Consider the following 25,849-nt stretch of genomic DNA (forward strand, 5'->3'; position numbering starts at 1 on the left):
CGGCGTCGTGACCCCCGCCGGAGTTGATCGACCATTGGCGCCGCGGAAGCTCGCCCCGGACCGCGACGGCGCTCGCCGTCACACCGGTCGATCCCGATCTGTTCGACGAACGGTGCGCGTCCCGCGCGCCGTCGCACCCCGCACCGAGGAGGACGAGTATGACCACACATGGACGGTGGCGCCTGCCGGCAGCCTTGGCCGCGACGGTGGCCTGTTCCGCGATGACCCTGTCGTCGGGACCCGCGCAGGCCGGCGCCCGGCTGACGGCCGGCGCGGCGCCGATCGCCGGGTCCGGTACCGACGAGCCGTACCGGGCCCGCTTCAGCAACGGTGACCTGGCCGGCCTGAACGACGACAACGACAGCGGCAACGCTGACGGGGTCCGCTGGACGGCCAGCAGCCACACCCTGCTGGTGGAGCAGCCCGGCACCTATCTCCTGGACGGGCTGGTGGCCGCCAACATCCGGATCGCCGCACCGACCGGCACCGTCACCATCGCCGGCCGGAACAAGCCCTACGACGATCGTGACGTGGACTCCGAGGCCGAACGGGCGCGCTTCTTCAACCTGCGGCGCGGCGGCGACCTCGGGGTGGTGACCGCCGGCCCGGGAGGGACGGTGGACGCACCCGGCTACCTCGACAGCGCTCTCGTTGCGGTGTACGCGCCGAACCCCGCCGACCCCACCAACCCGGACTCGGCGATTCAGGCGGCCCCCAACAACCGAGCGGCCATCAACCTGCACAACCTCACCATCTTCGGTGACGGCCAGAACGCGGTGCGGCCGCTTCAGGGCAACAACGGCGGTGTCATGTCGGACCTCGTCGTCGTCACCCCCCCGTTCGGCGTGTCGAGCAGCCGGCCACGAGGCAGCGGCGGCGGCGGAGTCGAGATCGGCCAGAACGGCCTGCTGCGTGACAGCTTCCTCAAGGTCGGTGACGACGCGATCAAGCCGAAGAAGACCGGCGCGACAGCCCGGAGCATCCGGGTGCAACTGCAGGAGAGCGGTGCGGCCGTGCAGTTCGGCTGGAGTCCCGCCCAGTCCGAGGGCGATGTCGTGGTCGACGGAGTAGTGGTGAACGGCTGGCTCAAGCGGGCGACCGACGGCGACCTCCGCGTCGGCGCGGGGGAATCGGTCGTCGGCGGCAGCATCGGCGGGGCCGAGGAGAACTACGTGGCCCGCAACATCCGGGTCCAGCCGGACGCCGGACGGTCCTTCCCGAACATCGCCCGCCTGCGCTTCCCCGAAGGGCCGGCGGTCGCGAGCGTCAAGCTGCACCTGCTGCTGTCCGCGGACACCGTCCTGACCGGGATCCCCGGAGACCAGGCCACCTACAGTTTCGTGTTCCTCCGGCCGAACGACGCCGAGCAGCAGGTGGTGACCCTGGACGTGCGCCGCGAGACCACCCACGGCAGCGCCCGGCCCATTCTGCCCACCACGCCGAGGTTCGCCCGGTTCTTCTCCATTCCGGACCGGGTCACGGTACGCAATCGCTGACCCGATCTCGGCGGTGCCGCAGCCGCGTCGGCGACGGACGTGCCGGCCTGGGCGACCGTCGCCCGGTGGGATCAGACGTCGTGGTGTCGGTGGCAGCGCACCGACGCCGATGACCTGATCGGGGAGTCTGACCGCGACTTCGAGCCACCTGACCGCGGCGTCAGCCGGGCCAGGTGGCTCGTGTCGCGGGCCACGTGGCACTCGCCGGAGTGCCCTCACCAGGGCAGCCGCAACGGCGATGAGGGTCTTCACGTCCCAAGCATCGTCAGAACCCGTGTCGGCAGGCCAGATCCTTCAGCTCGCCGTCCGGCCGCATCGCACTGACCTGCGACGGCGTCGATCGGGGCTCTGAAACGTCACGCAATTCAGCGAGTACCCTGACGCGGCGTCGCCGTCAGCGCCGGATGACGTCGAGACGGTCCAGGTTGAGCAGGTAGTCGCCGTCGCCCTCGAAGGTGAGGGTGAGACGCTGCCTCGTGCCGGCCTGAAGGTCGACGTCGGCGGTGACGCTACGCCAGGCCGTCCAGCCGCCGGTGCCGGCGACGGTCGTGGCACCGACCTGCGTCCGGCCCTGCCTGACGCTGATCCGGCCCCCTGCCGCCGCCGATGCGTAGCGGAAGGTCACCTGGTGGCGTCCGGTGGCGGCGACGTCCACCCCGTACGTGACCGAGGAGCCGTCGGTTACGTACCCGATACTGCGCCCGTCGGCGCCGGCGGTGGTCTCGATGCGAACGCCGCCCGTCTGCGCGGTGAAGTCCTCCGCCTGGATGCGGCCGGGGACACCTGGCGGGTTGGCGCCGCCCGGCGAGGCCACCTGCCTCACCCCCGTCGTGGTGTGCACGACCTTCTTCAGGCCACCGTCGGCGCGGAAGTGCAGGTAGTCCACCGAGGCGTTGCGGCGGTATCCGGCACCGGGCTCACCGGCGGCGTTGGTGTAGTTGCCCACGTGGTAGAAGTAGTACCACGTGCCGGCGTACCGGATGATCGAATGGTGGTCCTGTGCCCCGGCCGGGCTCGGCCCGACCGCTCCCTTGAGCTGGCCCGCGCCGCCGAACGGGCCGTACGGTGAGCTGCCGGTGGCCCAGAAACCCTGATCGCTCTCGCCCTGCCAGTCGGTGTAGGTGAAGTAGTAGGTGCCGGCCTTCTTGAAGACGAAGATGCCCTCCTTGTGGTTGGTCGCGCCGTAGCTGACCACCCTCGGGCTCTCGGCGAGTTCAGCCATGTTGCTCATGAGTTTGGCCACGTACGGGACGTGCCTAGTCTGCCCGCCCTCGTTCTTCCAGCCGCTCCAGTACAGGTAGTAGTCGCTGCCGTCCTGCAGGACCATCGGGTCGATCCCGGAGATGTTCGGGATGTGACGGCCGCTGTCGGCGAACGGCCCCGCCGGGCTGTTCGCGGTGGCCACACCGATCCGCCAGATCCCGCTCCTGTCCTTGTGCGGGTAGAACAGGTAGTTCGTCGTGCCCCTGCGGGCCGCGCCCGGCGCCCACATGTAGCCGCGGGATCCCCAGCTGACGTCGCGGGAGCGCAGGATCTCGCCGTGGTCGGTCCAGTTGACCATGTCGGTGGAGGAGAAGACGTGGTAGCCGTCCATCCCCGAGTAGTTCGTCGAGGTGTCGATCGGCGGCCGGTCCTGGGAGGTGTACATCCACACCCTGCCGTCCCACACGTGGACGTCCGGATCGGCCCCTCGGATGTTCGTCACGATCGGGTTGCCGGAGGCCACCTCGGCGGTCGCCATCGCGGCCTGCTGTTGTTCGGCGTCGGCGGAGGTGATGCCGGCGACCGCCATCCCGAACACGGTGACGGCGCTGACGGCTGCGGTGAGCAGCCTCCCTCTTCTGTGCACCACGGAACTCCTTCTCGGGCCACCGGCCTCGTCGACCCGACGGCCGGCACGGGGTTGCTGCTGACGGTGCAGAACACTCCGCGCTGCCGTGGACGGTTTCGTCGCAGCAGCACCGAATCCGGCGTTCCCCCGGTGAAACCTGGGCCGCTGGCGCGACGTGTCCTCCTGCGATCGGTGCTTCCGCCGATCGACGGAAGCCGAACGAGTACTGAGGAGACACGACGATGTCACGACGATCCTGGCGTCAGCTGGCGATTGCCGGCCTGCTGGTGGCCGCGGGTGGTGGGGCCTGGGCGGTGGCCCCGACCGCCTCCGCCGACGACGCCCCCCGCATCACCCAGCTCGCCGGTGTCACCGAGGGCGCCACGCTGAGCGGCACCGCCCGGATCGAGGCGCGCACCAGCGGCACGGTCGACCGGGTGGAGTTCTCGCTCTCGGGCGCGAGCACGGCGACCTGGACCGAACGGGATGCGCCCTACTACTTCCTGGGCAACAACGGCACGGTCGTGCCGGGCTGGAACGCGGCCGCCGCCCCGGACGGCGCGTACACGCTGGCGGTGCGGGCGATCGGCCCCGGTGGCACCGCCCAGCAGACGGTACGGTTCACGGTCGGTCAGCGGGTCGGCGCGCCGGGCGCGACGCCGGCGACCGGCGGCGACGTGAGTGCGGCGAACCCATCGATCAGCAACGGGGTGGCGACGTTCACCGCGAACAAGGCCATCGGCAAGCTGTCCGTACCGGACTCCTGGACGGAGATCGTGATCGGCGCAGGGGTGACGCTGAAGGGCAACTTCTTCATCCCGGCCAACCGCACGAAGGCGCTGACGATCACCGGCCGGGACAAGCAGACGTCCCAGTTGACCGGCGACGGCCCGCACGTCAAGGACTACGCCCGGGCCGGCGTGACCACCGAAGCGAAGATCAAGCTGACCCTGCGCACCTACACGTCGGTCAACCCGCGCTTCTACCACATGTGGGCCAAGAACGCGCATGTCGTCATGTCGGGCATGCGGTACCTCGACACCCGGGACCTGGGCAGCAACAACTCCGACGGCTTCAGCGGCGGCGACGACTCGCTGATCGAGAACACCCTGATCGACACGTGGGACGACTCCGCCAAGCTCTACACCGGCGACCTCACCATCCGGGACACCACGATCGTGCACAACCGCAACGGCGCGCCGATCCAGATGGCCTGGGGTGACTACGGGAAGGGCACCGCGATCCTGGACGGGCTGACCGTCATCTCCAACTCGTCCGACGGCTACAACCAGGGCGTCTTCTCCTGGGCCGGCGGCACGCAGGCCGACACCCGGACGATCCGGATCGTCGGTGCGGGTTTCGTCCGCAAGGTCAACCCGGGCATGGTCGAGGCGCCGCTCTACGCGTTCAAGGACGGCGTGAAGAACAAGACCATCCGGGTCGAGGGCGGCGACTGCGCGGTGGTGCGCAGCACCTCCGCCAACACCGTCCAGGGCGTCAACACCTCCGGCAACAAGGTCGTCGTCACCGGCTGCGAGTGACGGCACCACCGGGTGCGGAGCCGGGCCGTTACCCGACTCCGCACCCGGAGTACCACCACCCTCACCGCAGCGGCGACCGCGATGGTGGCGGGTATCTGGATCCTCCGCACTTCTTCGGTGGCGACGACGACGGGTCGCCCTTCGGATGGGACAGCCGGACGGTGCCCGAGGGGAGGTACTCCCTGACGGCTGTCGCCAGCAGAGGATCCATCACGGCCAGGCGCAGCGTCACATTCGCCGTCGACCAGGACGGCCGCCCGACCCCGCCTCCCGCCGAGCCGGCGCGGAACCGCCGGCCGGGCGGGGCCGGTCCTCACCTCAGTGTGTCGATGACCTCCTGGAGGCGGCCGGCACTGCGGGAGAAGGCCTTGTCGTTGCGCAGGCGGTGCGGCTGGTACTCGTCGCCCAGCCCGCCGAAGGTCTCGACGGCGCCGTTGTGTCCACTATGGATCCGCTGACCGTCGGCGACTCGGTCGAGCATCATCGTGACGATGTCCGCGGAGATCCCGCCGGCCGCGGCGACCAGCTTTCGGAGGTTCTCGCTCCAGTTGCGGCCGCACTCGTCGTCGATGTGCGCCTCGGCCGCGAAGAACGGGCGGTAGAGCGTCGATCCGAGTGCCATCGCGGTGTACATCTCGAAGTAGCTGATTCTGTCGTCACCCGGCAGCAGGCCTTTGCCACCGAGGTCGGTGGAGACCGTGGCCACGATGGAGCTGAGGTGGGTGCGGAGAGCGGCCTTCTGCGCGGCGCTGAGCCCGGGGTGGCCGTTGGCGCCCGGCTCGGTGCCGGTGACGATCGCGATGTACCGGTACGCGTGGTTGGCCTCGAACTGTGACAGCCCGGAGACCATGTACAGCCGTCCCTGCGAGGTGTTCTTGCTGGTGACCGGCAGCCGTGGGGTCGTGGATGCCCTGGTCGTCGCGGCGGAATCGGGTCTGCTCGGCGCACCGGAGGCCGGGGCGCCGCTGGTGCGCTGCGCTACCGAGGCGCTCGGGACCGGGGCCGGCGTCGTCGTGACCGCGACGGTGACCGGCGGCGTCGCCGATGGAGCCGATGACGCAACCCGGGCGTCGCCCGGCTCGCACCCGGCGCCCGCCCCGGCGAGGGCAACGATCAGCATCAGCGCGACGACCTGCGGCCGCCGTCGAATGGCCGGTACGAGGCCGTGGGTGCCAAGGGGAACGGGCGGCCTGCTCTGATTCTGGTGTTGGAGGTTCACACCCAATGGCACTCCGCGGGCCGGTGCCAGGTTTCACAGCTCGACCCGTTCGGTCAAGCGTGGGAGGTCGCCGAGCGGGTGGTCACTCGGGAACCCGGTCGTGCAGCAGATCGACGTAGAAGGCTCGCTGGTCACCGCGGATGGAGAAGCGCGTCTGCTCGATCCAGCCGAACTGTTCCAGGGTGCGGCGCATCGGCTCCAGCAGCTTGGTCTTCTCGCAACTGTCGTTCGGAGCGAGGATGCCGTCGAGGTCGGTGAAATCCGCCCGCGCGTTCGTCCCGTCCAACCTGAGGTAGCGGAAGCGGTGGGCGTCACCGTCGAAGGCACTGCTCAGGCCGGCGGCCCGATCGGCCGGCGAGGGGCCGTCGAGCAACGCACGCAGGGCCTCCCTGGCGACGCTGCGGGCCGGGACCTCCCGGGTCACCGCGACGACCTGCGGGCAGCGCCGACCGACCTGTTCACGCAACAGGAACAGCTTCACCCGACGGGTGCCGGCGGTCGGCTCGGTCGCCGGTTGGATCGGGCCGTCGGTCTCCCTGGGCCGGGCGCTCGCCGTCGCGGTGGACGGGACGTCGGAGGGGCGGGGCGGCGAGGGCACCGGCGCCGGTGAGGCAGGGGTCGTCGGCGCGGGCGCGGCGAGCTGCGGCTCGGGCGGGGGTGCGCCCATCCCGGCGACCACGCCGACGGGAACGGCCGCCATCGCCACGGCGGCCAAGCCGGCTGCGGCGACGGACCGGATGCGGCGACGGCGGACGCGGTGGCGCAGGTCGCCGAGATCCGGTGGACGCGCGGTGTGGGCGGCGGTCCCGGCCATCCGGCGCAGCGCGTCACGCGTCGCCTCCGAGTCCGGAATTCCGTCAGTCACCGCCACCTCCTCGGGGCGTAGCCGTCGCCCTTCCACTGTTTGACGCTGCCGCATTAATCACATACGGTGCGATCGTTATTTAAGCGGATGAGTACGACAGTGTCCAGGTCGGATGGTCGCCGCACGGCAAGCGCCCTGGATCCGGGGATGCGCACTGCGAACAGGTGTCGAAGGGTCCGATGTCGACAGATCGGGAGTTCACCGAGTTCTACCTGGCGACGTACCGTCGACTGGTGGGCCAGCTGTTCGTGCTGACCGGTAACCATCACGACGCCGAAGAGCTTGCCCAGGAGGCGTTCTCCCGTGCGCTGCCCCGGTGGGCGAAGATCAGCGGCTACGAGGTGCCGGAGGCGTGGGTCCGGCGGGTGGCGTTCAACCTCGCGTTCTCCCGGCGTCGCCGGGCGATGCGCGGCGCGGCCGCCCTGCTGCGCCTCGGCAGCGATCGGGCCCACGACCACGACAGCACCGACGGCGTCGCCGTCACCGAGGCGCTGCGGGCGGTTCCGGTGCGGCACCGGCAGGCACTGGTGCTGCACTATGTCGTCGACCTTTCGGTGCGGGACGTGGCTGTCGAGCTGGGCGTCCCGGAGAACACCGTCAAGACGTGGCTGCGGCGGGGCCGACAGCAACTGCACGCGGCGCTCCGGGTGGACGAGACGACCGCGACCGGCGACCTCCTCGCCCACCTTCGCCCCTGAGCAGAACCGGGTGGAGCACGGCGTCACCGCCGCACCCCACCCGCTCAGCTCACGGTGCTGCTGTCGACGTCGAGGGAAGGCCCGACCCGCCGGTACAGGCCAGGCGCAGCGGAACGGTCACCGCCCCCCGCCCGCCGTCACCGCAGGAAGTTGCGCAGCTTGTTGGCGTTTCCGGAGGCGTCACCCGTGATCAGGTAGTACATCATCCCGGCGTCGGAGACGTCGCCCTTCTTGTTCATGACGTCGTTGACCACGTCGTGCACGTACCGCAGCCGCTGGTCGGAGTCGTCGGCCATCCAGGCCCACTTCCCCTCGCCGCCACCGGTGCCCAGACCGGCGTTCTGGTCCGGGATCCGCTTGTACTTCACCTGGGGGAAGTCGCGGCGGATGTCGGCGAGGTTCCACCGGTTGTCGTCGTCGTCGTGGTTGTTGTTCCAGTCCGAGTGCGAGATCAGGGTGACGTGCTGACGCGCGGCGCTGTTCGAGCCCTGCAACGCCCGGTACACCACGCCCATCGGGCCGGCACCGACGAGGCAGAGGGTGTTGCCGGCGGTGGAGGCGTTGACCGCCGCGCGGAGGTGGGACACGGCGGCGTCGAGGTTCGTCTGGCTGTTGCGGAAGATGCCGGCCACGTCGTAGCCGAACCGCCCGGCGACGCCCTCGGTGGCGGTGACCATGTCCCGCTCCCAGCTCGCGGTCGAGCTGCCCAGGTGCGAGTTGTAGTCCCAGTGCACGAGCCGGGACTGCTGGCCCTTCTCCGCGAGCAGCGCCAGCGTCATGGCGGACGCGCCGATGTCGTCGCGGTCGTGGTAGTTGCCGTCCGAACTCCAGGCGATCCGCTCGCAACCGAAGTCGAGAGCCGGCGGCGCAGCCTGCGCGGGCTGCCCGGTGAGCGCGACGGCGGCGCCGAGCCCGAGGGCACAGGCGGCAGCCGCGAGGCCGGGGCGGTTGATCCTTGGCATCAGTGGTCCTTCCGGTACGAGGGTGCGGTCGCCGCCCGGCCGGGACCGGATGCTGTCGGCCCGGCCGGACGGCTCACAGACGGACACCCCGACCCATGGTGGAAGGTTTCACCGCCACCACGGGTCAACTGCCCGGCATACCGCCCTCGGGTCAGCCGTCGCCGCGCCGGCCGCCCTGCGGGCGTGAGCCCTCGCAGGCCTGCTGAGCGCTCGCCCAGGTGGCGTCGTCGACGTCGGCCGGCCGTAACGCCTCCAGCCCGCCCTGGCGGTTCCCCTCCGCCGGCTGCCCCGAGGGCCGGGCGGTGGGTCGGTTGCTCGCTCGGGCGGTCCGGTCCGCCTGGCCGCTGCGGCCGGGTCGGGCCGAGGGCAGGTCATCGGGTACGTCGATGCCCTGCTCGCGCAGGCACGCCGCGTACGCGGCCAGCCCACCGGACGCCGGCGGGGTCGGGTTCGACTGCTCGGCCGCCGGTTCGCCGCCGCAGCCGGCCGCGAGTGCGAGCAGGGCGGCGCCGACCGCCACGGTCAGGGCCGGTCGTCGATGGATGCGGGGCATGAGGCTCTCCTCGGGTCTCGGGTGCGGGCCCACGCCCGCGCGACGGGGTCAGCAGAGACGACCAACCTCCGGCGTCGCTCCGACGAGCCTGGGAGTCGCCTCGGAATGGTGGGCTGTGAGGTAACTCCGAGGTGCGGCCGAGTTCCCTGTCAGCAAGTGGGTCGACGATCGCCGCCATGGGCATCCACCTGCACGTGTGGCGGGCGGTCCGGCGCCGGCCGGTACCCGCCGTCGCCGCCGCCACGTTGGTCGCGGTCACTGTCGCGGCGGGGGCGGCCGCGTTTCCCGGCGACGCGGATCGGGCCGCGGCGCCGGCGGCGACCGTACGGGTGGACCGGGGTGAGGTGACCTCGGCGGTCGCCGCGACCGGCTCGGTACGGCCCGCGGCGAGCCGTGGACTGGCGTTCACCGCGGTCGGCACCGTGACCGAGGTCCGGGTCCGCCCGGGGGCCGACGTCACCGTCGGGCAGGTGCTCGCGGTACTCGACGACGAGGAGGCCCACGCCGAGGTGACGCGCGCGGAGCAGGCGCTGGCCGACGCACGCGCCGCGCTCGACGACCTCGAGGCCGAGGATGAGCCGGACACCCTCGCGTGCGCCACGTCACCCGTGTCGGACACGCGGGGAGACGGCGCGGGAGGTGCAGCCGGCGCCGCCACGGCGGGCGACACCGCCCGGACGACGCCATCGGGCGACCCGGGGTCACCCACACCGAGGCCCGAGCCTGACCAGCCCTCGCCGTCGGCCTCGCCGTCGGCCACCCGGTCGGCCACACCGACTCCCACGGGATCGTCGGCCGCCCCCGCCAAGCCCTCGCCGACCGGAACCGGAAAGGGGCCGGCGGCTACCCCGACGGCCCCGGCGTCGGCGGGCCCCCGAGGTTGCCCGGCGGAGCCGGGTGGTTCGGGGCCGGGCGGGAACGCCGCCGGCGCCGACCCGCTGCTGCGGGCGCACCAGCAGGTGACGGCCGCGCAGCTGGCCCTGGCCGAGGCGGAGGATCGGCTGGCCGGTACGACCGTCACCGCGCCGGTCGCCGGACGGGTGCTGTCGGTGGCCGGGCCGGTGGGAACCCGGGTGTCGGCGGGTGCGCGCTTCATCGAGCTGGCGGTCGTCGACGGGATGCAGATCACGGCGACCTTTCCGGAAGCCGACGCCGGGCAGATCACGGTGGGGCAGGTCGCCACGGTGACCCCGGCCGGACGGCCGGACACCGAACTGGACGCCGAGGTGGTCGAGGTGGACCCGGTGGGCACCAGCGACGGTCAGGTGGTCCGGTTCGGGGTCCGACTCGCGCTGGACGGTGCTCCGGACGATCTGCTGATCGGGCAGAGCGCCGCCGTGCGGATCCGGATCGCCACCGTCGCGGACGTCCTGCGGGTCCCGTCCGGCGCGGTCGAGATTCGGCCCGACGGATCGGGCAGCGTACTGCTCGCCGGGGCGGCCGAACCACGCGCCGTCGTGATCGGGGTGCGGGGGGACCAGTTCGTGGAGATCAGGTCCGGCCTCGCCGAGGGTGACCTGCTCCTCGCCGCCGGATGATCTCGCTCAGCTCCGGGACAGGTCGCTCCCAGCTCGCTCCGAGGTTTCCCCGATAGACCTGGCAATCGTGTCTGATCGCCGTACCCGTGTGCTCGTCGTCGACGACGAGGAGAACATCCGTGCCCTGCTGTCGGCGACGCTGCGGCTGGTCGAGTTCGACGTGCGGGTGGCCGGCGGCGGCCATGAGGCGTTGGCCCTGGCCGAGGAGTTCGATCCGGACCTGGTGGTGCTCGACGTGATGCTGCCCGACCTCGACGGCTTCCAGGTCGCCCGGCGGCTGCGCGGCACGGGGGCCGGGGTGCCGGTGCTGTTCCTCACCGCGCGGGGCACCGTGGAGGACCGTATTTCCGGGTTGACCGTCGGGGCGGACGACTACGTGACCAAGCCGTTCAGCCTGGAGGAGGTGGTGCTGCGGATCCGGGCGATCCTGCGCCGCAGCCGCGCCGACGACGCGCCGGCGCCGGACGGCATGCTGCGCTACGCCGACCTCGAACTGGACGAGGACGCCCACGAGGTCCGGCGCGGCGGCCGGGTCGTCGAGCTGTCGCCGACCGAGTTCAACCTGCTGCGGTACCTGATGGTCAACGCCGGCCGGGTGGTCAGCAAGGCGCAGATCCTCGACCGGGTGTGGAACTACGACTTCGGCGGCGACGGACGGATCGTCGAGTCGTACATCTACTACCTTCGCAAGAAGATCGACGTGCAGGCCCCACCGCTGGTGCACACCGTCCGAGGCGTCGGCTACACGCTGCGGGTGCCTCGCACGGGGGGTGGGTGACGGTGGGACGCCGTCGCGCCGTCCGCGTGCGGCGGCTGCGCCGCTGGGGACGCTGGACCCTGCGGTCCCGGCTGGTCGTGGTCGTGGCAGCGCTGACCGCACTCGCGCTGGTCGCGGCGAACGCGGCCGGGCTGGTGCTGCTGCGCCGAACCCTCACCGACCGCATCGACGACCAGCTCACCGCGGTGAGCCGGCCGTTCACCCGGGACACCGTCCCGACCTACGACCCGCGCGAACGCACGCGCGTGCTGCCGCGCGCCCGGCTCGGCCCGGAGCAGGTGGTGCTGCTGTACGGCCCGGACGGCAATCTGGAGGACGTCCGGCGCTCCGACGAGTCGACCACGGTGCCGGTGGTCGAGCCGTACGACGGGCTCGTCGCCCGTGCCACCGACGCCCGCCCGTACACCGTCGAGGCCGCCGACGGCACAGCCGCCTGGCGGGCCCTGGTGGTCGAGCGTGGCGACGACCGGGGCATCGCGGTGCTGGCGGTGTCGCTACGTGAGGTCGAGGAGACCACCGACCTGCTGCTGCTGATCGACGCGGTCGTGATCGTGGTCGTCCTGATGCTGCTGGCGTCGCTCGCCGCGGTGGTGGTCCGGCTCGGCCTTCGGCCGTTGACCCGGATGGAGCAGACCACGGCGCAGATCACCGGCGGCAACCTGGCGCGCCGGGTGCCCGACGCCGATCCACACACCGAGCCGGGCCGGCTCGGTGGGGCGCTCAACCTGATGCTGGACCGGATCTCCACCGAGGTCGCCGCCCGCCGCGAGTCGGAGCGGCGGCTGCGGCAGTTCATCGCCGACGCCTCACACGAACTGCGCACGCCACTGACCTCCATCCGGGGTTTCGCCGAGCTCTACCGTCGGGGCGGAACGCCACCGGGTCCGGAGTTGGACGGGACGATGGCGCGGATCGAGGCCGAAGCCGCCCGGATGGGCCTGCTCGTCGAGGACCTCCTGCTGCTCGCCCAACTCGACCACGAACGCCCTCTGCGACGCCGGCCGGTCGACCTGCTGGCCGTCGCCGCCGACAGCGTCCGCGACGCGCACGCCCGCGCACCCCAGCGGCGGATCCGTCTGGTGGCCCTCCACGACGACGACGGGTTCGAACCGGTGATGGTCAGCGGCGACGAGCACCGGCTGCGCCAGGTGGCCGCCAACCTGCTCAACAACGCCCTGCAGCACACGCCGCCGCAGGCCCGCGTGACGGTCCGCACCGGGCGACTGCGGGGTACGCCGGCCGGACCGCCGCCGGTCACGGCGGTGGGAGACCCGCTGCCCGCCGCCACGCCGGTCGCGGTGCTGGAGGTGACCGACGACGGGCCGGGCCTGGCCACCGACCAGGCCGTACGGGTCTTCGAGCGGCTCTACCGCGCCGACCCGAGTCGGGCCCGCGGCAGCGGCGGGTCCGGCCTCGGCCTGTCCATCGTGGCGGCCCTCGTGCGGGGACACCAGGGCCGGGTCGAGCTGCTCACCGCCCCCGGCCGGGGGGCCACCTTCCGGGTCCTGCTGCCCTCGGTGCCCGACGCCGACCGCGACGAACTGGTCGACCTGCTCCGCACCATCCACGGCTGATCCACCGGCGGCTGTGCGAGAACGTCCAGCGGGCACGGAGCCCGCTCCGAGCCTGCCCCCGTTCACTGCCGTGCAGGAACCGAACGGGAGGCAGCATGCGTACGAGAACACGGACCATCGCGGCGACGGCGGCAGCCCTGGCATTTCTGACCGGGGCGCTCCTGGTGCCCCGATGGGTAGACGACACCCGCGACGAAGGGCTGACGGTGACGGCGAGCGGCTACTTCTTCGTCGGTGGGCAGCAGGCCACCGACGACACCGGCGACCAGACGTCGACCGCCTGGACCGGGCAGGCGATGGTCCACCAACTCGTCCCCACCGGGGCCGACAAGCCACCGGTGATCATGATGCCGGGGCTCGGGCTCAGCTCGTCGATCTTCCTGACCACGCCGGACGGCCGGGAGGGTTGGGCACAGCAGGCGGCCCGCGCCGGCCACCCCGTGTACGTGCTGGACGAGCCGTCCCTGGCCATCTCCGGCTTCGACGTGCGGCCGTTCAACGCGGTGGCGGCCGGCGAGGCCCCGCCAGGGAGCCAACCGACGATGTCGGTGTGGAGCGAGGAGGAGATCTGGCCGCGCTGGGGCTTCGGGGCGTCGCCCGGCCAGCCCTACCCGGACACCCGGTTCCCGGTGCAAGACATGGACCAGTTCCTCGCCGCCCTGCCACCGTACTGGCGGTCCGACAGCGGCGCGGCTGGTGCACGCGCTGATGCGACCCCACAGCAGCCCACCCCCGGACCGTCGGCGACCGCCACCGGTGCGGCCGACAGCGGCAGCCGGGGACCGGGAGCGACGGCTCAGGAACAGGCACTGCTCGCCCTGCTGGAGCGAACCGGCCCGGCGATCCTGCTCGCCCACTCGGCCGCCGGTTCGGCCGCGTTCGCGGTGGCCGACCAACACCCCGAGCAGGTCGCGGCGGTGGTGGCGGTCGAACCCGTCGGCTGCCCCACCGACGCCGACCAGGCACCCACCGCGCCGACGCTCGCGGTCTACGGCGACCGGATCACCGAACGCCGGCAGACCGGGCGACTCGACGCCTGCCGGCGCACCGTCGGCCTGGTCGATGACGCCGGCCACCCGGCCCAACTGGTGTACCTGCCCGACGAAGGCGTACACGGCAACACGCACCTGATGATGCAGGACGACAACAGCGACGACATCTGGCACCGGATCGAGGACTTCATCGCCGACAGCTGACCGCCGCCCGACTCCCAGCCGGCTCCGAGGTTGCGTCGGGTGCGCTCCGAGCCGCCACCACCAGGCTGCCGGACATGCGTGTGCGACGACTCATCCCGGCCCGCGGCCCGTCCCTGCTCGTCAACACCGGCCTCGCCGTGGCGGTGCTGCTCGCCGGCGGCTGGGCGTACACCACGTTCACCGCGCCGGAGACGGCGGGCGCCGGCGAGGCCCGGACGGCGCCGGTGAGCCGGGCGACGGTGACGTCGGCGGTGTCCGTACCCGGATCGGTGCGCAGCGCGGCGACCGCGAGCGCGACCTTCGCCACCGCCGGACCGATCACGGAGATCGCCGTCGCCGTCGGCGACTCGGTGAAGAAGGGCCAGGTGCTGGCCCGGGTCGACGCCTCGGCCGCGAAGCGGGAACTCGCGGCGGCCGAGGCCGACCTGGACGCGGCGCGGGATGCGGCGGACCGGGCGGCGGAGACCGACGGTCCCACCAGCCAGGCGGATGCGGCGGTGACCCAGGCGGAGCTGAAGGTCGCCGCCGCGCGGGAGAAGGTCGACGGGGCCACCCTGACCGCGCCGATCGCCGGCACCGTGGTGGCCGTCAACGGCAGCGTCGGGGACTCCGGCACCTCGGCGGGCGGCGCGAGCGCCGGCGGCGCGACCGGAGGCGGCGCGACCGGAGCCGGCAGCACCGCGTCCGGCTCGGGAGGCGACGGACTCGTGCAGATCGCCGACCTGACCCGGCTGGAGGTCACCGCCGCGGTACCCGAGGCCGACGCGACCCGGCTCAAGGCAGGCATGCCCGCCACGGTCAGCTGGAACGCGCTGCCCGGCACCACCGCCGACGCGACGCTCGCCGCGATCGACCCGAACGCCACCACCGCCAACGACGTGGTCACCTACGGCGTCACCCTGAGCCTCAAGGACCGCCCGGACGCCGCCCGGCCCGGCCAGAGCGTGCAGGTCACCGTCACCCTCGACACGGCCGAGAACGTCGTCGCGGTGTCCACTCTCGCGGTCACCAGCGCCGGCAACCGCAACACCGTGACCGTCCTGGACAACGGCAACCCGGTCGTCCGCCCGGTCGAGGTGGGCCTGCGGGGCGACCAGCTCGTCGAGATCACCTCCGGCCTGACCGAGGGCGACCGGGTCGTGCTGCCCAGCACCGGCGGCGCCGACCCGAGCACCGGCGGCGGGCGCGGCGGGCCCGCGGGCGGCGGCCTGACCGGTGGCGGCGGGCGGGGCAACCGGTGACCCTCTACCTGGTCGACGGAGCTCACCGCACCACCGAGGGCCCGAACCGTCCGGTGCTCGACGTCCGTGACCTGACCAAGGTCTACGGACAGGGCGAGGCGACCGTGCACGCGCTGCGCGGGGTGTCGCTGACCGTCGCGGCCGGCGACTACGTGGCCATCATGGGATCCTCGGGATCCGGAAAGTCGACGCTGATGAACATCCTCGGCTGCCTCGACGTGCCCAGCGCCGGCAGCTACCGCCTGGACGGGGTCGACGTCAGCCGACTCGACGACGCCCGGCTGGCCCTCGTCCGCAACCGGCGCATCGGGTTCGTCTTCCAGTCGTTCAACCTCATCCCCCGCACCTCGGCGGTGGCCAACGTCGAGCTGCCCCTGGCGTACGCCGGCGTCAAGCCGGCCGAGCGACGCCGGCGGGCCCTCGCGGCCCTGGACATGGTGGGTCTCGCCGGCCGGGCCGACCACGAGCCGAACCAGCTCTCCGGCGGGCAACAGCAACGCGTCGCCGTCGCCCGCGCCCTGGTCACCGAGCCAGCGCTGATCCTCGCCGACGAACCCACCGGAAACCTCGACAGCCGCTCCACCGAGGAGGTGCTGGCCATCCTCGACCAGCTGCACACCGCCGGCCGCACCATCGTCATGATCACCCACGAGACGGAGGTGGCCGCCCGCGCCCGCCGGCTGGTCACCCTCTTCGACGGACGGATCACCACCGACGTACGACAGGACGGTGCCCGGTGAGCCTGCTGGAGATCCTCCGCTTCGCCGGCCGCGGCGTCGCCGCCAACAAGCTGCGCTCGGCACTGACCATGCTGGGCATCCTCATCGGCGTCGCCGCCGTCATCCTGCTGGTCGCCGTCGGCAACGGCTCCGCCCAGGCCGTCAACCGCAGCATCGAGGCGCTGGGCACCAACACCATCACCGTGTCCAGCACCGCCCGCGGCGGGACGACGCCGTCGGCACTCACGGTCGACATCGCGCGGTCCCTGCACGACCCGGCACTCGCCCCCGACGTCCGCGCGGTCTCACCGGTGGTCAGCACCACCCCGACGATGACCCACGCCGGGACGGAGCACCCGGTGGCGCAGTTCCTCGGTACCCACCCGAGCTACTTCGGCTCGTCGAACAGCCCACTCGCCGCCGGCGCCGCCTTCACCGACCAGGACGTGGCCCAGGGTCGGCGGGTGGTCGTGCTCGGCCGGACCGTCGCCACCGAACTGTTCGCCGACACCGACCCGGTCGGCCAGCAGGTCACCGTCGGCGGCGCACTGTTCACCGTCGTCGGCGTCCTCGCCGAGAAGAGTTCGGCGTCCGGCTTCTCCGACCCGAACGACCTCGCCGTCGCCCCGCTCACCGCCGTGCAGCAGACCATCACCGGGTACGGCCCGGTCACCTCCATCCTCGTCGAGGCCACCGGCCCGGACCGCGTCAACGCCGCCCAACAGCAGGTCACCCAGATCCTCAACCAGCGCCTCAAGCTACCGGCCGGCACCGCCGCCACCGGCCGTGGTGGAGGTGGTGGTGGTGCGGCTGCCGCGCCGTACCGGATCCAGAACGCCGCCCAACTCCTCGCCACCCGCACCGAGACCGCACAGACCTTCACCGTCCTGCTCGGCACCGTCGCCGGCATCAGCCTGCTCGTCGGCGGCATCGGCATCACCAACATCATGCTGGTGACCGTCACCGAGCGAACCCGGGAAATCGGCATCCGCAAGGCCCTCGGCGCACCCCGACGCACGATCCTCACCCAGTTCCTCGCCGAAGCGACAATGCTCAGCGTCCTCGGCGGTGGCCTCGGCGTGGCCGCCGCGCTGATCGGCAGCCGGTTCACCATCGTCGGTGTGCAACCGGTGATCGTGCCCAGCTCCGTCGCGCTGGCCCTGGGCGTCTCAGTCGCGATCGGACTCTTCTTCGGCAGTGTCCCCGCCAGCCGCGCCGCCGGCCTGCGCCCCATCGACGCGCTCCGCTACGAATGACAGGTGAAGACATGACGACCGACCTCGACACCGCACTCGCCGCCGGACCCCGCCCCTGGCGGAACCGGGCCACCCCGTGGCTCGCGGCAGCGCTGCTGCTCGTCGGCGGCTTCGCCGGCGGCGCCCAGGCGCAACAGGCATACGGACCGGATCCCGCCCCCGCACCGGCGGGACGCGGGACAGCGGTCGACGGACCCGCCGGTGGGGCCCGCGGCGGCGGTGCCCGTGGCGGTGGCGCCGCTCCCCCGGCCGCCACCGCCACCCCCGCCACCACCGGCACCGTCACCGACATCGACGGAGACACGATGAAGGTCCGGCGCGAGTCCGGCGAGGTGGTCACCGTGCAGACAGGCGACCGTACGCAGGTCCGGCTCACCGGTGCGCTCAAGGACCTGCGGACCGGCGACACCGTCGTGGTGACCGGGAACATGCTGGGCAGCGACATCACGGCTGCCACGATCACCCGACAGAAGTAGCGGTCATCGCGAGCCGACGGTCATTGGGCGGAACTGGTGGCGTCGGCGGGCAGCCTCCTGGAGATCGACGGTCGGAGCGCCGGCCCCCACGCATCGACGACGTGCCCGGAAGGCGATGGTGTCCGCACCTACGTCTCGCTCGCGCTCAATCACGTGTGACCCGGCAACCTCGACAAGTCTCACCGGAGGCCATCCTTCGGTGCCGCGCCCACCTCGAGGGGGAGCAGCAAGCCGTTCGCGAGTACGCCGCAGGCTGCCCGGCCCGCTGGGCCTGCTGATGAACTTCGTTGGCCCCAACCTCCTGGGCAGCGCTGCGAAACCGGCCGGGGACAAGCTCCGTGCGGTCAATGCTGAGGCATTGTCCAAGAAGGAGTTTCTCTCGGCCACTTCATCGGCCGGATGTTCCGGCACGACGTGGTCGCCGGACACTCCTACTTCCTCAGCCAGCGGGAACAGCCAGGGACTGTGCGGCTGAGCGTGCCGATCACGTTCGTCGGAGCGAAGGACGACAAGGTCATCGCCGACTACCGCGAGGCGTACACCGAGTGGGGTCGTCTCGCGACTGCGGTGCGGCTGCGGGAGATCGAGCACGGCGGCCACTACTTCGCCCGGACCCGAGCCGACGAGGTGGCGTCGATCGTGAACGAGGTCTGGTCCGAGGTCGGTGGCGCGAAGGTCGGACACACTGCGAAGGAATTGGGTTGAGAGACTACATAAACGCCTTACGGATACGTGACTACCGACTGCTGTGGATCGGCTCGGTGGTCAACCTGCTCGGCGACGGCGCCTCGTGGACCGCGCTGACCTGGATGGCGATCACCCAGGGGGGAGCAAAGGCCGTCGGTGTGATGGCCGTCTGCTACACCCTGCCCGTCATCCTCGGCGGCGCACTGGTCGGCCCACTGCTCGACCGGTTCTCCCGGCGTACTCTTCTGGTGGCCGACGCGTTCGCGCGGGCGGCGATCATCGGCGCTGTCCCGCTGCTGGACGCTACGGGTGCGCTGCATCTGTGGTACCTGTACGTCGTTGCCGGGGCATACGGGCTGCTCAAGATCGTTCCGTTGGGTGTGGTGCCGGCAGTCACGCCGGAACTGGTCCCGAAGAAGGATCTGCACTCGGCGGTCGCGTTGGAGGGCATCGCCTACGGCGCGGCCGGCATGGCCGGTCCGGCTCTCGGCGGTCTGCTGATCGCGGCCTTCGGCGCGCCGGTGGTCCTCGGCCTCGACGCCCTCAGCTACGTCTTCTTCGCGTTCTCCGTGCTCGCCATGCGGGCACGCCTGCCCCGGCCCGAGGGCGAGACCAGCGTCAGCCTGCGGCAGAGCTTCGGCTGGGCGCCGGTGATCCGGATGCTGCGCAACGACACCGTGCTCGTCACCATCACCGCGGCTTTCGCCCTGTTCAACATGACCGTGGGCATGTTGCGGGTGACTATCCCTTGGATGGCGATCACTCCGCTGGCCGGTGATGCGCGGACGCTGGGTCTCCTGCTCGCGGTAGGCGAGGGCGCGGGTCTGGCCGGCTCTCTGATATCCGGCATGATCAAACCTGCGGATCGGCAGATGCGGCGGATCGGACTGCTTCAACTCGCCGCCGGCGGTGGATTGATCTTCCTCCTGCTGCCCGGGTTGCCCGCCGCGTTGCTCGGGCTCATCCTGGTCAACCTGTTCTCGACACCCATGACAGTGTCAGCGCAGGTGCTGCGGCTGAACCGGATTCCCGCCGAGGTCCGCGGGCGCACGATGACGTTCATGCGCACGCTCATGAACGCGACCTCACCGGGCGGGGCGGCGATTGCGGGCCCGTTGCTGGCAGCCTCGCTGTTCGCCCCCACGGTGATCCTGATGGTGGCGATCGCGGCGCTGCCCGGGCTCTACATGGCGGTCCGGTTCAGGTCCACGTCCTACGGGGAGGAACTGGGCGTGACGCCGAAGCGCAAGGAGCCGGCGGCGCAGCCGTCCTAGGCGGAGCGGGCCGGTGGCCGGCAACGCCGCCGGCCCGCTCCCCCCGTTCGATCAGCGCAATCCGTCGAGCAGTTCAGCGGCGGTGCACACCACGCCGAGACGCGGGAACACGTAGTCGACGGCGAAGTCATGGGCGTACCCGTGCAGGCCGGCCATCGCGTCGGAGAGGAAGACCACGTGGAAGCCGCGCTCGTTCGCCGCACGCCCCGTCGACTCGACCCCGAAGTTCGTCGCGATCCCGCCGAGCACCACAGTGCGGATGCCACGTCCGCGCAGGACCTCATCCAGGTCGGTGCCGTGGAACGCGCCCCAGGTGCGCTTCACGATCTCGACGTCGGCTCCCTGACGGGTGCAGGCGTCCACCAGTTCGCCGCCGGGTGGCTGTTCTGCGACGCCCGGACGTTCGGCCCGGACATGCACGACGAGCCACCCCGCCCGGCGCGCTGCTGCGGTCACCTCGGCGCACCGCTGGACCACCTCGGCGGCCGTGATCGGCGCGGTGTCCAGGGCGACCGTTCTGGTCATCAGGTCGATCAGGATCAGGGCGCTACGTTTCGGATCGAGTCGCACGGCGGTCATGAGCCACGAATCTACTGGACCTGGCTAACAGCCGAGACAGATTGACGGTGTTCGTGGAGGAACCGGCGGTCGCCGCCAGTCTGGGGCTGGCTGCGGAACTGGCGTCAGCCGCGCCATCCTGCCGCCTGCTGAAGTTCTCCTACCAGGACGAATCTGCTGCCGCGAATCCGCGCGGAGATCGCGGACTTGGCGCCGACCGCCGTGGTGTACGCCGTGCCTTTCGCCGCGGAGTTGGCTGAGTCCTTCGGACCGCCCGGCGCCGGCCCGGAACCCCCACCGATCGGGCATCGCCTGGTCGAAGAGCGCCATCCGGGTCATCCTGACCAGCCCCCGTTACACCGGTCGCCAGGTTCAGAATCGCCAAGCACCGACGAGATCCTGCTCGATGTCGACGACGTCGCCATGGGCCACACCAGCGTCATGCGCTGGAACCCGCAGAACCAGTGGAACACCTCCAACCACCCCGCACATCCGGCGATCGTCGACACAGAGACGTTCGATGCTGCGCAGGCGCTGCTTCGGCGTCGCGGCAACGGTCCCGGAGGGGAGCACAAGCGGCACCGCGCCCGCCACGTCTACGCCCTTAAGGGCGCGCTGTACTGCGCGCTGTGCGACCGGAAGATGCAGGGTCAACGGTCCAATGGCGAGGCGTACTACCGACGCCGCTACGCCCAGGAGTACACCCTCGCGAACAAGATCCACCACCCGCGCAGCATCTACCGACGCGAGCGAGACCTCGTCGGTCCGCTCGACACCGCACTGGCTCGCGCCTTCGCCCCGCATCGCCGACACCGTGGCCGCGATGGCCGACCACCAGGACACCCCGCAGGTCGACCAGCAACTGTGCTGCGTCTGGACAGCGGCAAATCCGGGTACACGGATGGTGTCGTGGTTGGATCGCCCTGGCGAGGCTCTGGCGTGACTGGATGGTTTACCCGGGCAGTCGGTCCCAACTCAGGTCAGCCTGCCCGCTACCGTCTGCGTATCGCGGCGGCCACGCTTCCAGACCCGCAGCGAAATAGCACAGTCCCGAACAGCACGAGGAGACACCGTCTGCGCTCGTGATCCCGCCCTGCCATGGCTGCGGTGAAACCGCCCGCGCCCGGTCGGCGGCAGATCAGTGCGGTTCCGTTTGGCGGCTGTCCCAGGCGGTTTCGTAAATCGTTCGGGCTGAGGTAGCCCGGTTCCTTCGACGTATGTCACGCTCCGGCGGGTGACGATCATCAGGCCGGTGGTTGCCGGAGCGGTCGTTGCCCTCGCTGAGCACGGTCTTGTTGTTGGGTTCACGATTGCCCTGGCCACCGCCGCTGGTGGCGGCCCGAATGCGGACGTGGATGCCGGTGGGAGGTTCGCGGCGCTCTTCTTCGGCGTATTCGCGTACGGCATTGCGCAGCTGGTGTTGCTGGGCAACTGCTTCGCGCTGTCCGGACGGCTCGGCCGTGGGTCATCGTCTGGCCTCGTGGCTGGCTGGATATTGGGACTGGCCGCGAGCCTGTACTACCTATGCGGCGGGTTCGGTACCTAACGAACGCGCGGCAGCCCCGCCTGTTCACTGCACGCGCCGCTCGTCACGCGCCGTGACGCCCGGTCGGCCGCAGATCAGTGCGTTGACTCGTGCTGAGGCGCGCCAGCGGTCGTGGCGGTCGACGAATCGAGCACATCGCGGACCGAGGGCGGATTGGCTGCGGGCTCGTAGAGCTGTGTGAACAGCGACATCTCTATTATGCGGGGGGCAACGATCCCCGCCCGTACGGCTCAAGTGGCGGTTTCGCCGGTGCTGCGGCGCCAAGGCCGGTTCGACGACACCAAAGGTCACTACTAGGCACGGAACTGACGAAACCATTCTGATGGACATGCTGATCGGTTGCCGCCTGGCCGCGGTCACGCGGCTGGCCTGGCACTGGCCCGGTGACCCGGTCGATCTCACCACCGGGCCGGTCCACCTCGTCGTGGACGACGGCCGTGGCCTGCTGTTCGACGGGCGCAGCGACTGGTCCCTGACGGTCGTGCCGACGGCTCCGGATGACGAGGGCTGGCGGTCGGCCTACGACTACGACTACGACGGTGGCCGCTGGGTCGGGCGGGACGCCTCCGGCGAGGAGCCCTTCGCCTCGGTGATCGCGGGAGTGCTGAGCGGTTGGAACCCGGAGCACGACGAGGTCGGCCAGCTGGTCGGCGGCACCCTGCACGTCGGCGACCGTGCAGTGCGGCTGGGACTGTGGGAGGGCGAGGTGATCTCGTACGCTGCCGGGCGTGGGTGACTTCCTCAAGACGATGCTGGCCCGGGTGCCGGACGGATTCGACCTGCCGGAGCCGCTGCGCCTGCTCTTCGCCTGGGTCGACGAGCAGGGTTTCGTGGTGAAAGGGCACGACGGGGATCTGTACGGCTCGTTGAGCGACAACGGCTGGGTGGGCACCTCGATCGAGTTGCGTGGCTACACCGCGGAGCAGACCCTGTCGTACGCACGGTCCTGGTTCGACGAGTCGGTCCCGGATGCGGCCGCACGGTTGTGGCCGTTCGCGCAGACCGGTGGCGAGGGTTCGATGGCCGCGCTGTGGCGCGACGGTCGGGGACAGGTGAGGATCGTCCATCTCGGTTCGGGTAGCGGTTCGATGATGACGTGTGTGCTCGCCGACGATGCGGTCGACTTTCTGCGGCTGCTGGCGATCGGTTACCGGGAGATCTGCTGGAACGAGGAGTTCAGCGCGCCGCCCGAGCCGTGGGACGCCGACCACGAGATCGTCAATGCACCCTACCGGGACTGGCTGCACCGCACCTTCGGTGCCACCGCCCCGGCGAGCGGGCTGGAGATCGTGGCGGAGCCCGCCGAGATGGGCGACGGCGACACCACAGACCCTTTTTGTCACTGGGTCGACAATAAGGAAGTCTGAGCCCATCACCGGGTTAGGACGCCATGGCGATCTCCGGCTACGAAAGTCTTGCTGGAGCCAACTTCATGCAGAGGCAGATACGCCAGATGTGCAGAGGTTCCGCCGGCCAGGCGCTGGGGACGGCACGACGGCGGCGGATCGGCCACCCATTTTCGCCAACAACGAGTGACTGGTGGACGTGAGATGGCAGCACCCGGATCGCGGCAGAAAAGGATGCGCGACGCGTATGGAACTGGCGTGATTGAATCGTGCGCTGTATCGGCGGGAGTAAGAGGAACTCGGTGACTCATGATGGACGAGTTGGATGAGACGTGGAGGTGGGCCCACGTTGGACGCTCTCGCCGTCATCTGGAACCGTGCCGCCGACTACGGGGCTGACGGTGAAGCCTCTGAAGGAACTCCGCTAGGGATTGCGCACCTTTCCTTCCTGTTACGTGTCTACAACTCGGCCATGGGCGGCGGCTTGGGCTTCGCCGTGGAGGTCAACGAGCCTTTCCGCTTGAGACGGGCGATCGACGCGATGCGATACTTCCGCCTGTCCGAGCTTGCTCACCTCCTGACTGACGTCTTGAACCATGAGTCGGACGTCGAATACGCCGGATCGCGGGAACGTCAGTTCTATGACCTTCTCGGCCCAGCGGAGGAAAATCTGGATAAGGCATTCAGAGCCAAAGCGGCCGAGACTCCAAGCGGCTTCGGTCTTCGATAGAGCCCGCCGGCTCAGGCCGAGTGTTATGTGATCTGTACACTCATCTCGGCAGATCCGGATGCCGACGCTACGTGGCCCCACTTTGGCTATGGCCTCGTTGCAAATAGGCCCCCCGCGAGTGGGCCTGGACGTAACGACCAGGCCCACCCCGCGATAGTTCCAGCTCAAGCGAGAGGATGGGACTCGTTGGCCAGGGCCGCCAGAGCAGCCGCGACCTCCTGGAGACTCGCTCGAACGTAAGTGCTGGTGGCACCGGCGTCGCTGCCGCTGTCGGTGTGCCCTGCGTACGCGCGTGCCACGGCGTAGCCGAAGTTCCGCTCGACCCACGTCAACGTCGTGTGCCGCAGCCAGTGCGTGCTGATCTGCTGCACGTGCACCCACGGCAGGTGCTCACCGAGGCGCACCCACAGGTGGTCGTAGCGCCGGTAGGTGATCGGCTGCCCGCTGCGGTACCGCAGCAGCTGCCCCGTCCCCACCGCCTGCCGCTCCTCGGCATGCTGCTGCAGATGCCGCATCAGCGTCGGTGACACCGGTTGCCACCGCACCGTGTCGCCCTTCTCCCGCAGCAGGATGAGGCACTGATCCGGGTCCAGGTCGACCGGCCGCAGAGCCAACGCACCGCCCCGGCGGCACGCCGTCTCGGTGTGCAGCCGCAGCAGCAGACTGTCCAGCGCAGGGTCATCGCCCGTACTGGCAGCGACGGCGTTTATCTCCGCCAGCCTGCTGTCCGCTACCGCCCGTCTGGTGCTGGGCAGGCGCCGCGGCTTGGCCACCTTGAGGGCCGGGTTGTCCGCAGCGGCGACGTACCCGTCCGCGACGGCCCGCTTGTACAGGCACCGCAGCGCGGCGATCAGGTGCTCCGCCGCACTGCGTCCGCCCCGCGCGTTACGCCGGGCCACGACGTGCGTCTTGGTGTACTCGGCGAGCTACTCGATCTCCGACGGAGTCGGCTCGTCGAGCCGCCGCTGTCCCCACTGCTCCAGAACCCGCTTCCAGTACGAGCCGTACGCGCGCCGGGTACCGTCGCTGACCGCCGCCGCTACCACCGGAACGTCCTCGGCGAACGTCGGTGCGGGTGGACGGTCCGATGCTGCCTCGACGAGGTCGGCCGGCGAGATGCCCATCCGCGCCAGCAGCAGCCGCGCGGCATCCAGTTCCGCCCGACCCGCGGTGGTGTCGCTCATGCCTCACCACCGCCCAACGCCTCGGCGTGCACCGCGACGACCATCGCGTCCAGGGCGGCGGGCGGGTGCACCACGAGCAACCCGTCGGCAGGGCTGGCGGCCAGGAGCACGCGGTCGCCGGCGGACAGGGCGCACCAGTGCCGGACGGCCGCCGGCAGGTGTAGATGGCCTTGGCCGCTGACGGTGAAGACGCCCTGCCGGTCCAGCCGGACGACGATGACTCCGCCACCTTCGCGGATGTGCAGGCGCGCACCCGGCGCCCAGCCGAGGGCCCGGATGACCGTGCGGTCGGCGATCCTGCCGCTGTTGTCGATGGCAGCCAGGCCGTACACCATCGTGCCGGCGCGTGGCGACGGCAGCATCGGCAGGGGCAACGGCGGACGGCGTAGCGCTCCACCACGCGGGCGACGAGAACCCTGCCCCCGGTCGGCCATCGTCACCGGCGGGATGACGGGTGCCAGAGAACGATCAGCCACGGCAATCGCCCCCGATCGAGACAGGGTCGATCGAGGGAGTGGCTGCGCTGGGATTTGCGTGGTCAAGCGTGCTTGACCACCAGTACGCGAAACACAGCATGGATG

At 70.9% G+C, this 25,849-nt stretch carries 27 protein-coding genes; 18 read left to right on the top strand and 9 right to left on the bottom strand.

Annotation, left to right across the window (positions count from 1 at the left end):
* Window positions 1-221: 221 nt before the first annotated feature.
* Window positions 222-1,496, top strand: coding sequence for a hypothetical protein (locus tag ACN27B_RS29375; protein ID WP_422742500.1), 1,275 nt, complete (start codon window positions 222-224; stop codon window positions 1,494-1,496).
* A 394-nt stretch (window positions 1,497-1,890) separates the two neighbouring features.
* On the opposite strand, the gene ACN27B_RS29380 is transcribed toward ACN27B_RS29375, so the two are convergent.
* Complete coding sequence (locus ACN27B_RS29380) at window positions 1,891-3,348, bottom strand: family 43 glycosylhydrolase (protein ID WP_422742502.1); 1,458 nt, start codon at window positions 3,346-3,348, stop codon at window positions 1,891-1,893.
* Between the two features lie 221 nt (window positions 3,349-3,569).
* On the opposite strand from ACN27B_RS29380, the gene ACN27B_RS29385 reads away from it, so the two are divergent.
* Window positions 3,570-4,868: a hypothetical protein gene (locus tag ACN27B_RS29385; protein ID WP_422742504.1), complete on the top strand. Its 1,299-nt coding sequence runs from the start codon at window positions 3,570-3,572 to the stop codon at window positions 4,866-4,868.
* A gap of 313 nt (window positions 4,869-5,181) precedes the next feature.
* Here the strand turns inward: ACN27B_RS29385 and ACN27B_RS29390 are convergent, their stop codons facing one another.
* Both ACN27B_RS29390 and ACN27B_RS29395 read right to left on the bottom strand, forming a co-directional pair.
* On the bottom strand, window positions 5,182-6,093 hold the full coding sequence (locus ACN27B_RS29390) for a hypothetical protein (RefSeq protein WP_422742506.1): 912 nt from the start codon (window positions 6,091-6,093) through the stop codon (window positions 5,182-5,184).
* A gap of 76 nt (window positions 6,094-6,169) precedes the next feature.
* Window positions 6,170-6,952 (bottom strand): GerMN domain-containing protein, encoded by a 783-nt coding sequence (locus ACN27B_RS29395; protein WP_157779196.1) that lies wholly within the window; start codon window positions 6,950-6,952, stop codon window positions 6,170-6,172.
* 179 nt (window positions 6,953-7,131) lie between these two features.
* Here ACN27B_RS29395 and ACN27B_RS29400 point away from each other — a divergent pair, with 179 nt between their 5' ends.
* Window positions 7,132-7,650: a sigma-70 family RNA polymerase sigma factor gene (locus tag ACN27B_RS29400; RefSeq protein ID WP_422742508.1), complete on the top strand. Its 519-nt coding sequence runs from the start codon at window positions 7,132-7,134 to the stop codon at window positions 7,648-7,650.
* A gap of 137 nt (window positions 7,651-7,787) precedes the next feature.
* On the opposite strand, the gene ACN27B_RS29405 is transcribed toward ACN27B_RS29400, so the two are convergent.
* Complete coding sequence (locus ACN27B_RS29405; RefSeq protein WP_422742510.1) at window positions 7,788-8,612, bottom strand: hypothetical protein; 825 nt, start codon at window positions 8,610-8,612, stop codon at window positions 7,788-7,790.
* Window positions 8,613-8,763: 151 nt separating this feature from the next.
* Window positions 8,764-9,132 carry a hypothetical protein gene (locus ACN27B_RS29410; protein WP_422746100.1) on the bottom strand — a complete coding sequence of 123 codons (369 nt, stop codon included), beginning with the start codon at window positions 9,130-9,132 and terminating at the stop codon, window positions 8,764-8,766.
* A gap of 164 nt (window positions 9,133-9,296) precedes the next feature.
* Here ACN27B_RS29410 and ACN27B_RS29415 point away from each other — a divergent pair, with 164 nt between their 5' ends.
* The 10 genes from ACN27B_RS29415 (at window position 9,297) to ACN27B_RS29460 (ending at window position 19,904) form a co-directional block, all read left to right on the top strand.
* Window positions 9,297-10,703, top strand: a complete 1,407-nt coding sequence (locus ACN27B_RS29415) for an HlyD family efflux transporter periplasmic adaptor subunit (protein ID WP_422742512.1) — start codon at window positions 9,297-9,299, stop codon at window positions 10,701-10,703.
* Window positions 10,704-10,770: 67 nt separating this feature from the next.
* Entirely contained in the window at window positions 10,771-11,481 is a 711-nt protein-coding gene (locus tag ACN27B_RS29420; protein WP_422742514.1) for a response regulator transcription factor, read from the top strand.
* A 2-nt stretch (window positions 11,482-11,483) separates the two neighbouring features.
* Entirely contained in the window at window positions 11,484-13,055 is a 1,572-nt protein-coding gene (locus ACN27B_RS29425; protein ID WP_422742516.1) for a sensor histidine kinase, read from the top strand.
* A 95-nt stretch (window positions 13,056-13,150) separates the two neighbouring features.
* Window positions 13,151-14,251 (top strand): hypothetical protein, encoded by a 1,101-nt coding sequence (locus ACN27B_RS29430; protein WP_422742518.1) that lies wholly within the window; start codon window positions 13,151-13,153, stop codon window positions 14,249-14,251.
* Window positions 14,252-14,325: 74 nt separating this feature from the next.
* Entirely contained in the window at window positions 14,326-15,492 is a 1,167-nt protein-coding gene (locus tag ACN27B_RS29435; RefSeq protein ID WP_281593017.1) for an efflux RND transporter periplasmic adaptor subunit, read from the top strand.
* Window positions 15,489-16,232, top strand: a complete 744-nt coding sequence (locus ACN27B_RS29440; RefSeq protein WP_281593018.1) for an ABC transporter ATP-binding protein — start codon at window positions 15,489-15,491, stop codon at window positions 16,230-16,232. The genes ACN27B_RS29435 and ACN27B_RS29440 overlap by 4 nt, the downstream gene beginning before the upstream one ends.
* Window positions 16,229-17,467: an ABC transporter permease gene (locus ACN27B_RS29445; protein WP_422742521.1), complete on the top strand. Its 1,239-nt coding sequence runs from the start codon at window positions 16,229-16,231 to the stop codon at window positions 17,465-17,467. The genes ACN27B_RS29440 and ACN27B_RS29445 overlap by 4 nt, the downstream gene beginning before the upstream one ends.
* 11 nt (window positions 17,468-17,478) lie before the next feature.
* A complete protein-coding gene (locus tag ACN27B_RS29450; RefSeq protein ID WP_281593019.1) occupies window positions 17,479-17,943 on the top strand; it encodes a hypothetical protein in 465 nt (154 codons plus the stop codon).
* A 399-nt stretch (window positions 17,944-18,342) separates the two neighbouring features.
* On the top strand, window positions 18,343-18,648 hold the full coding sequence (locus tag ACN27B_RS29455) for a hypothetical protein (RefSeq protein WP_281593020.1): 306 nt from the start codon (window positions 18,343-18,345) through the stop codon (window positions 18,646-18,648).
* A complete protein-coding gene (locus ACN27B_RS29460) occupies window positions 18,645-19,904 on the top strand; it encodes an MFS transporter (protein ID WP_281593021.1) in 1,260 nt (419 codons plus the stop codon). Before ACN27B_RS29455 ends, ACN27B_RS29460 begins: the two co-directional genes overlap by 4 nt.
* Window positions 19,905-19,955: 51 nt before the next feature.
* Here the strand turns inward: ACN27B_RS29460 and ACN27B_RS29465 are convergent, their stop codons facing one another.
* A complete protein-coding gene (locus tag ACN27B_RS29465) occupies window positions 19,956-20,483 on the bottom strand; it encodes an isochorismatase family protein (RefSeq protein WP_281593022.1) in 528 nt (175 codons plus the stop codon).
* A 316-nt stretch (window positions 20,484-20,799) separates the two neighbouring features.
* Here ACN27B_RS29465 and ACN27B_RS29470 point away from each other — a divergent pair, with 316 nt between their 5' ends.
* From ACN27B_RS29470 to ACN27B_RS29490, 5 genes are all read left to right on the top strand, one after another.
* On the top strand, window positions 20,800-21,405 hold the full coding sequence (locus ACN27B_RS29470; protein ID WP_422746102.1) for a hypothetical protein: 606 nt from the start codon (window positions 20,800-20,802) through the stop codon (window positions 21,403-21,405).
* A gap of 291 nt (window positions 21,406-21,696) precedes the next feature.
* Complete coding sequence (locus ACN27B_RS29475; protein ID WP_281593023.1) at window positions 21,697-22,008, top strand: hypothetical protein; 312 nt, start codon at window positions 21,697-21,699, stop codon at window positions 22,006-22,008.
* A gap of 322 nt (window positions 22,009-22,330) precedes the next feature.
* On the top strand, window positions 22,331-22,744 hold the full coding sequence (locus tag ACN27B_RS29480; protein ID WP_281593024.1) for a hypothetical protein: 414 nt from the start codon (window positions 22,331-22,333) through the stop codon (window positions 22,742-22,744).
* Window positions 22,737-23,375, top strand: coding sequence for a hypothetical protein (locus ACN27B_RS29485; protein ID WP_281593025.1), 639 nt, complete (start codon window positions 22,737-22,739; stop codon window positions 23,373-23,375). Before ACN27B_RS29480 ends, ACN27B_RS29485 begins: the two co-directional genes overlap by 8 nt.
* A gap of 328 nt (window positions 23,376-23,703) precedes the next feature.
* Window positions 23,704-24,084, top strand: coding sequence for a hypothetical protein (locus tag ACN27B_RS29490; protein ID WP_422742525.1), 381 nt, complete (start codon window positions 23,704-23,706; stop codon window positions 24,082-24,084).
* 164 nt (window positions 24,085-24,248) lie between these two features.
* Here the strand turns inward: ACN27B_RS29490 and ACN27B_RS29495 are convergent, their stop codons facing one another.
* From ACN27B_RS29495 to ACN27B_RS29505, 3 genes are read right to left on the bottom strand one after another with little or no spacing between them, the layout of a single operon-like run.
* Window positions 24,249-24,983, bottom strand: a complete 735-nt coding sequence (locus ACN27B_RS29495) for a tyrosine-type recombinase/integrase (protein WP_281593027.1) — start codon at window positions 24,981-24,983, stop codon at window positions 24,249-24,251.
* A 27-nt stretch (window positions 24,984-25,010) separates the two neighbouring features.
* Window positions 25,011-25,268: a hypothetical protein gene (locus tag ACN27B_RS29500; protein WP_281593028.1), complete on the bottom strand. Its 258-nt coding sequence runs from the start codon at window positions 25,266-25,268 to the stop codon at window positions 25,011-25,013.
* Entirely contained in the window at window positions 25,265-25,642 is a 378-nt protein-coding gene (locus ACN27B_RS29505; protein ID WP_281593029.1) for an AbrB/MazE/SpoVT family DNA-binding domain-containing protein, read from the bottom strand. Before ACN27B_RS29505 ends, ACN27B_RS29500 begins: the two co-directional genes overlap by 4 nt.
* Between the last annotated feature and the right edge of the window lie 207 nt (window positions 25,643-25,849).

It is taken from the genome of Micromonospora sp. WMMD754 (assembly GCF_049315235.1).
Classification (GTDB): Bacteria; Actinomycetota; Actinomycetes; order Mycobacteriales; family Micromonosporaceae; genus Micromonospora; species Micromonospora sediminicola.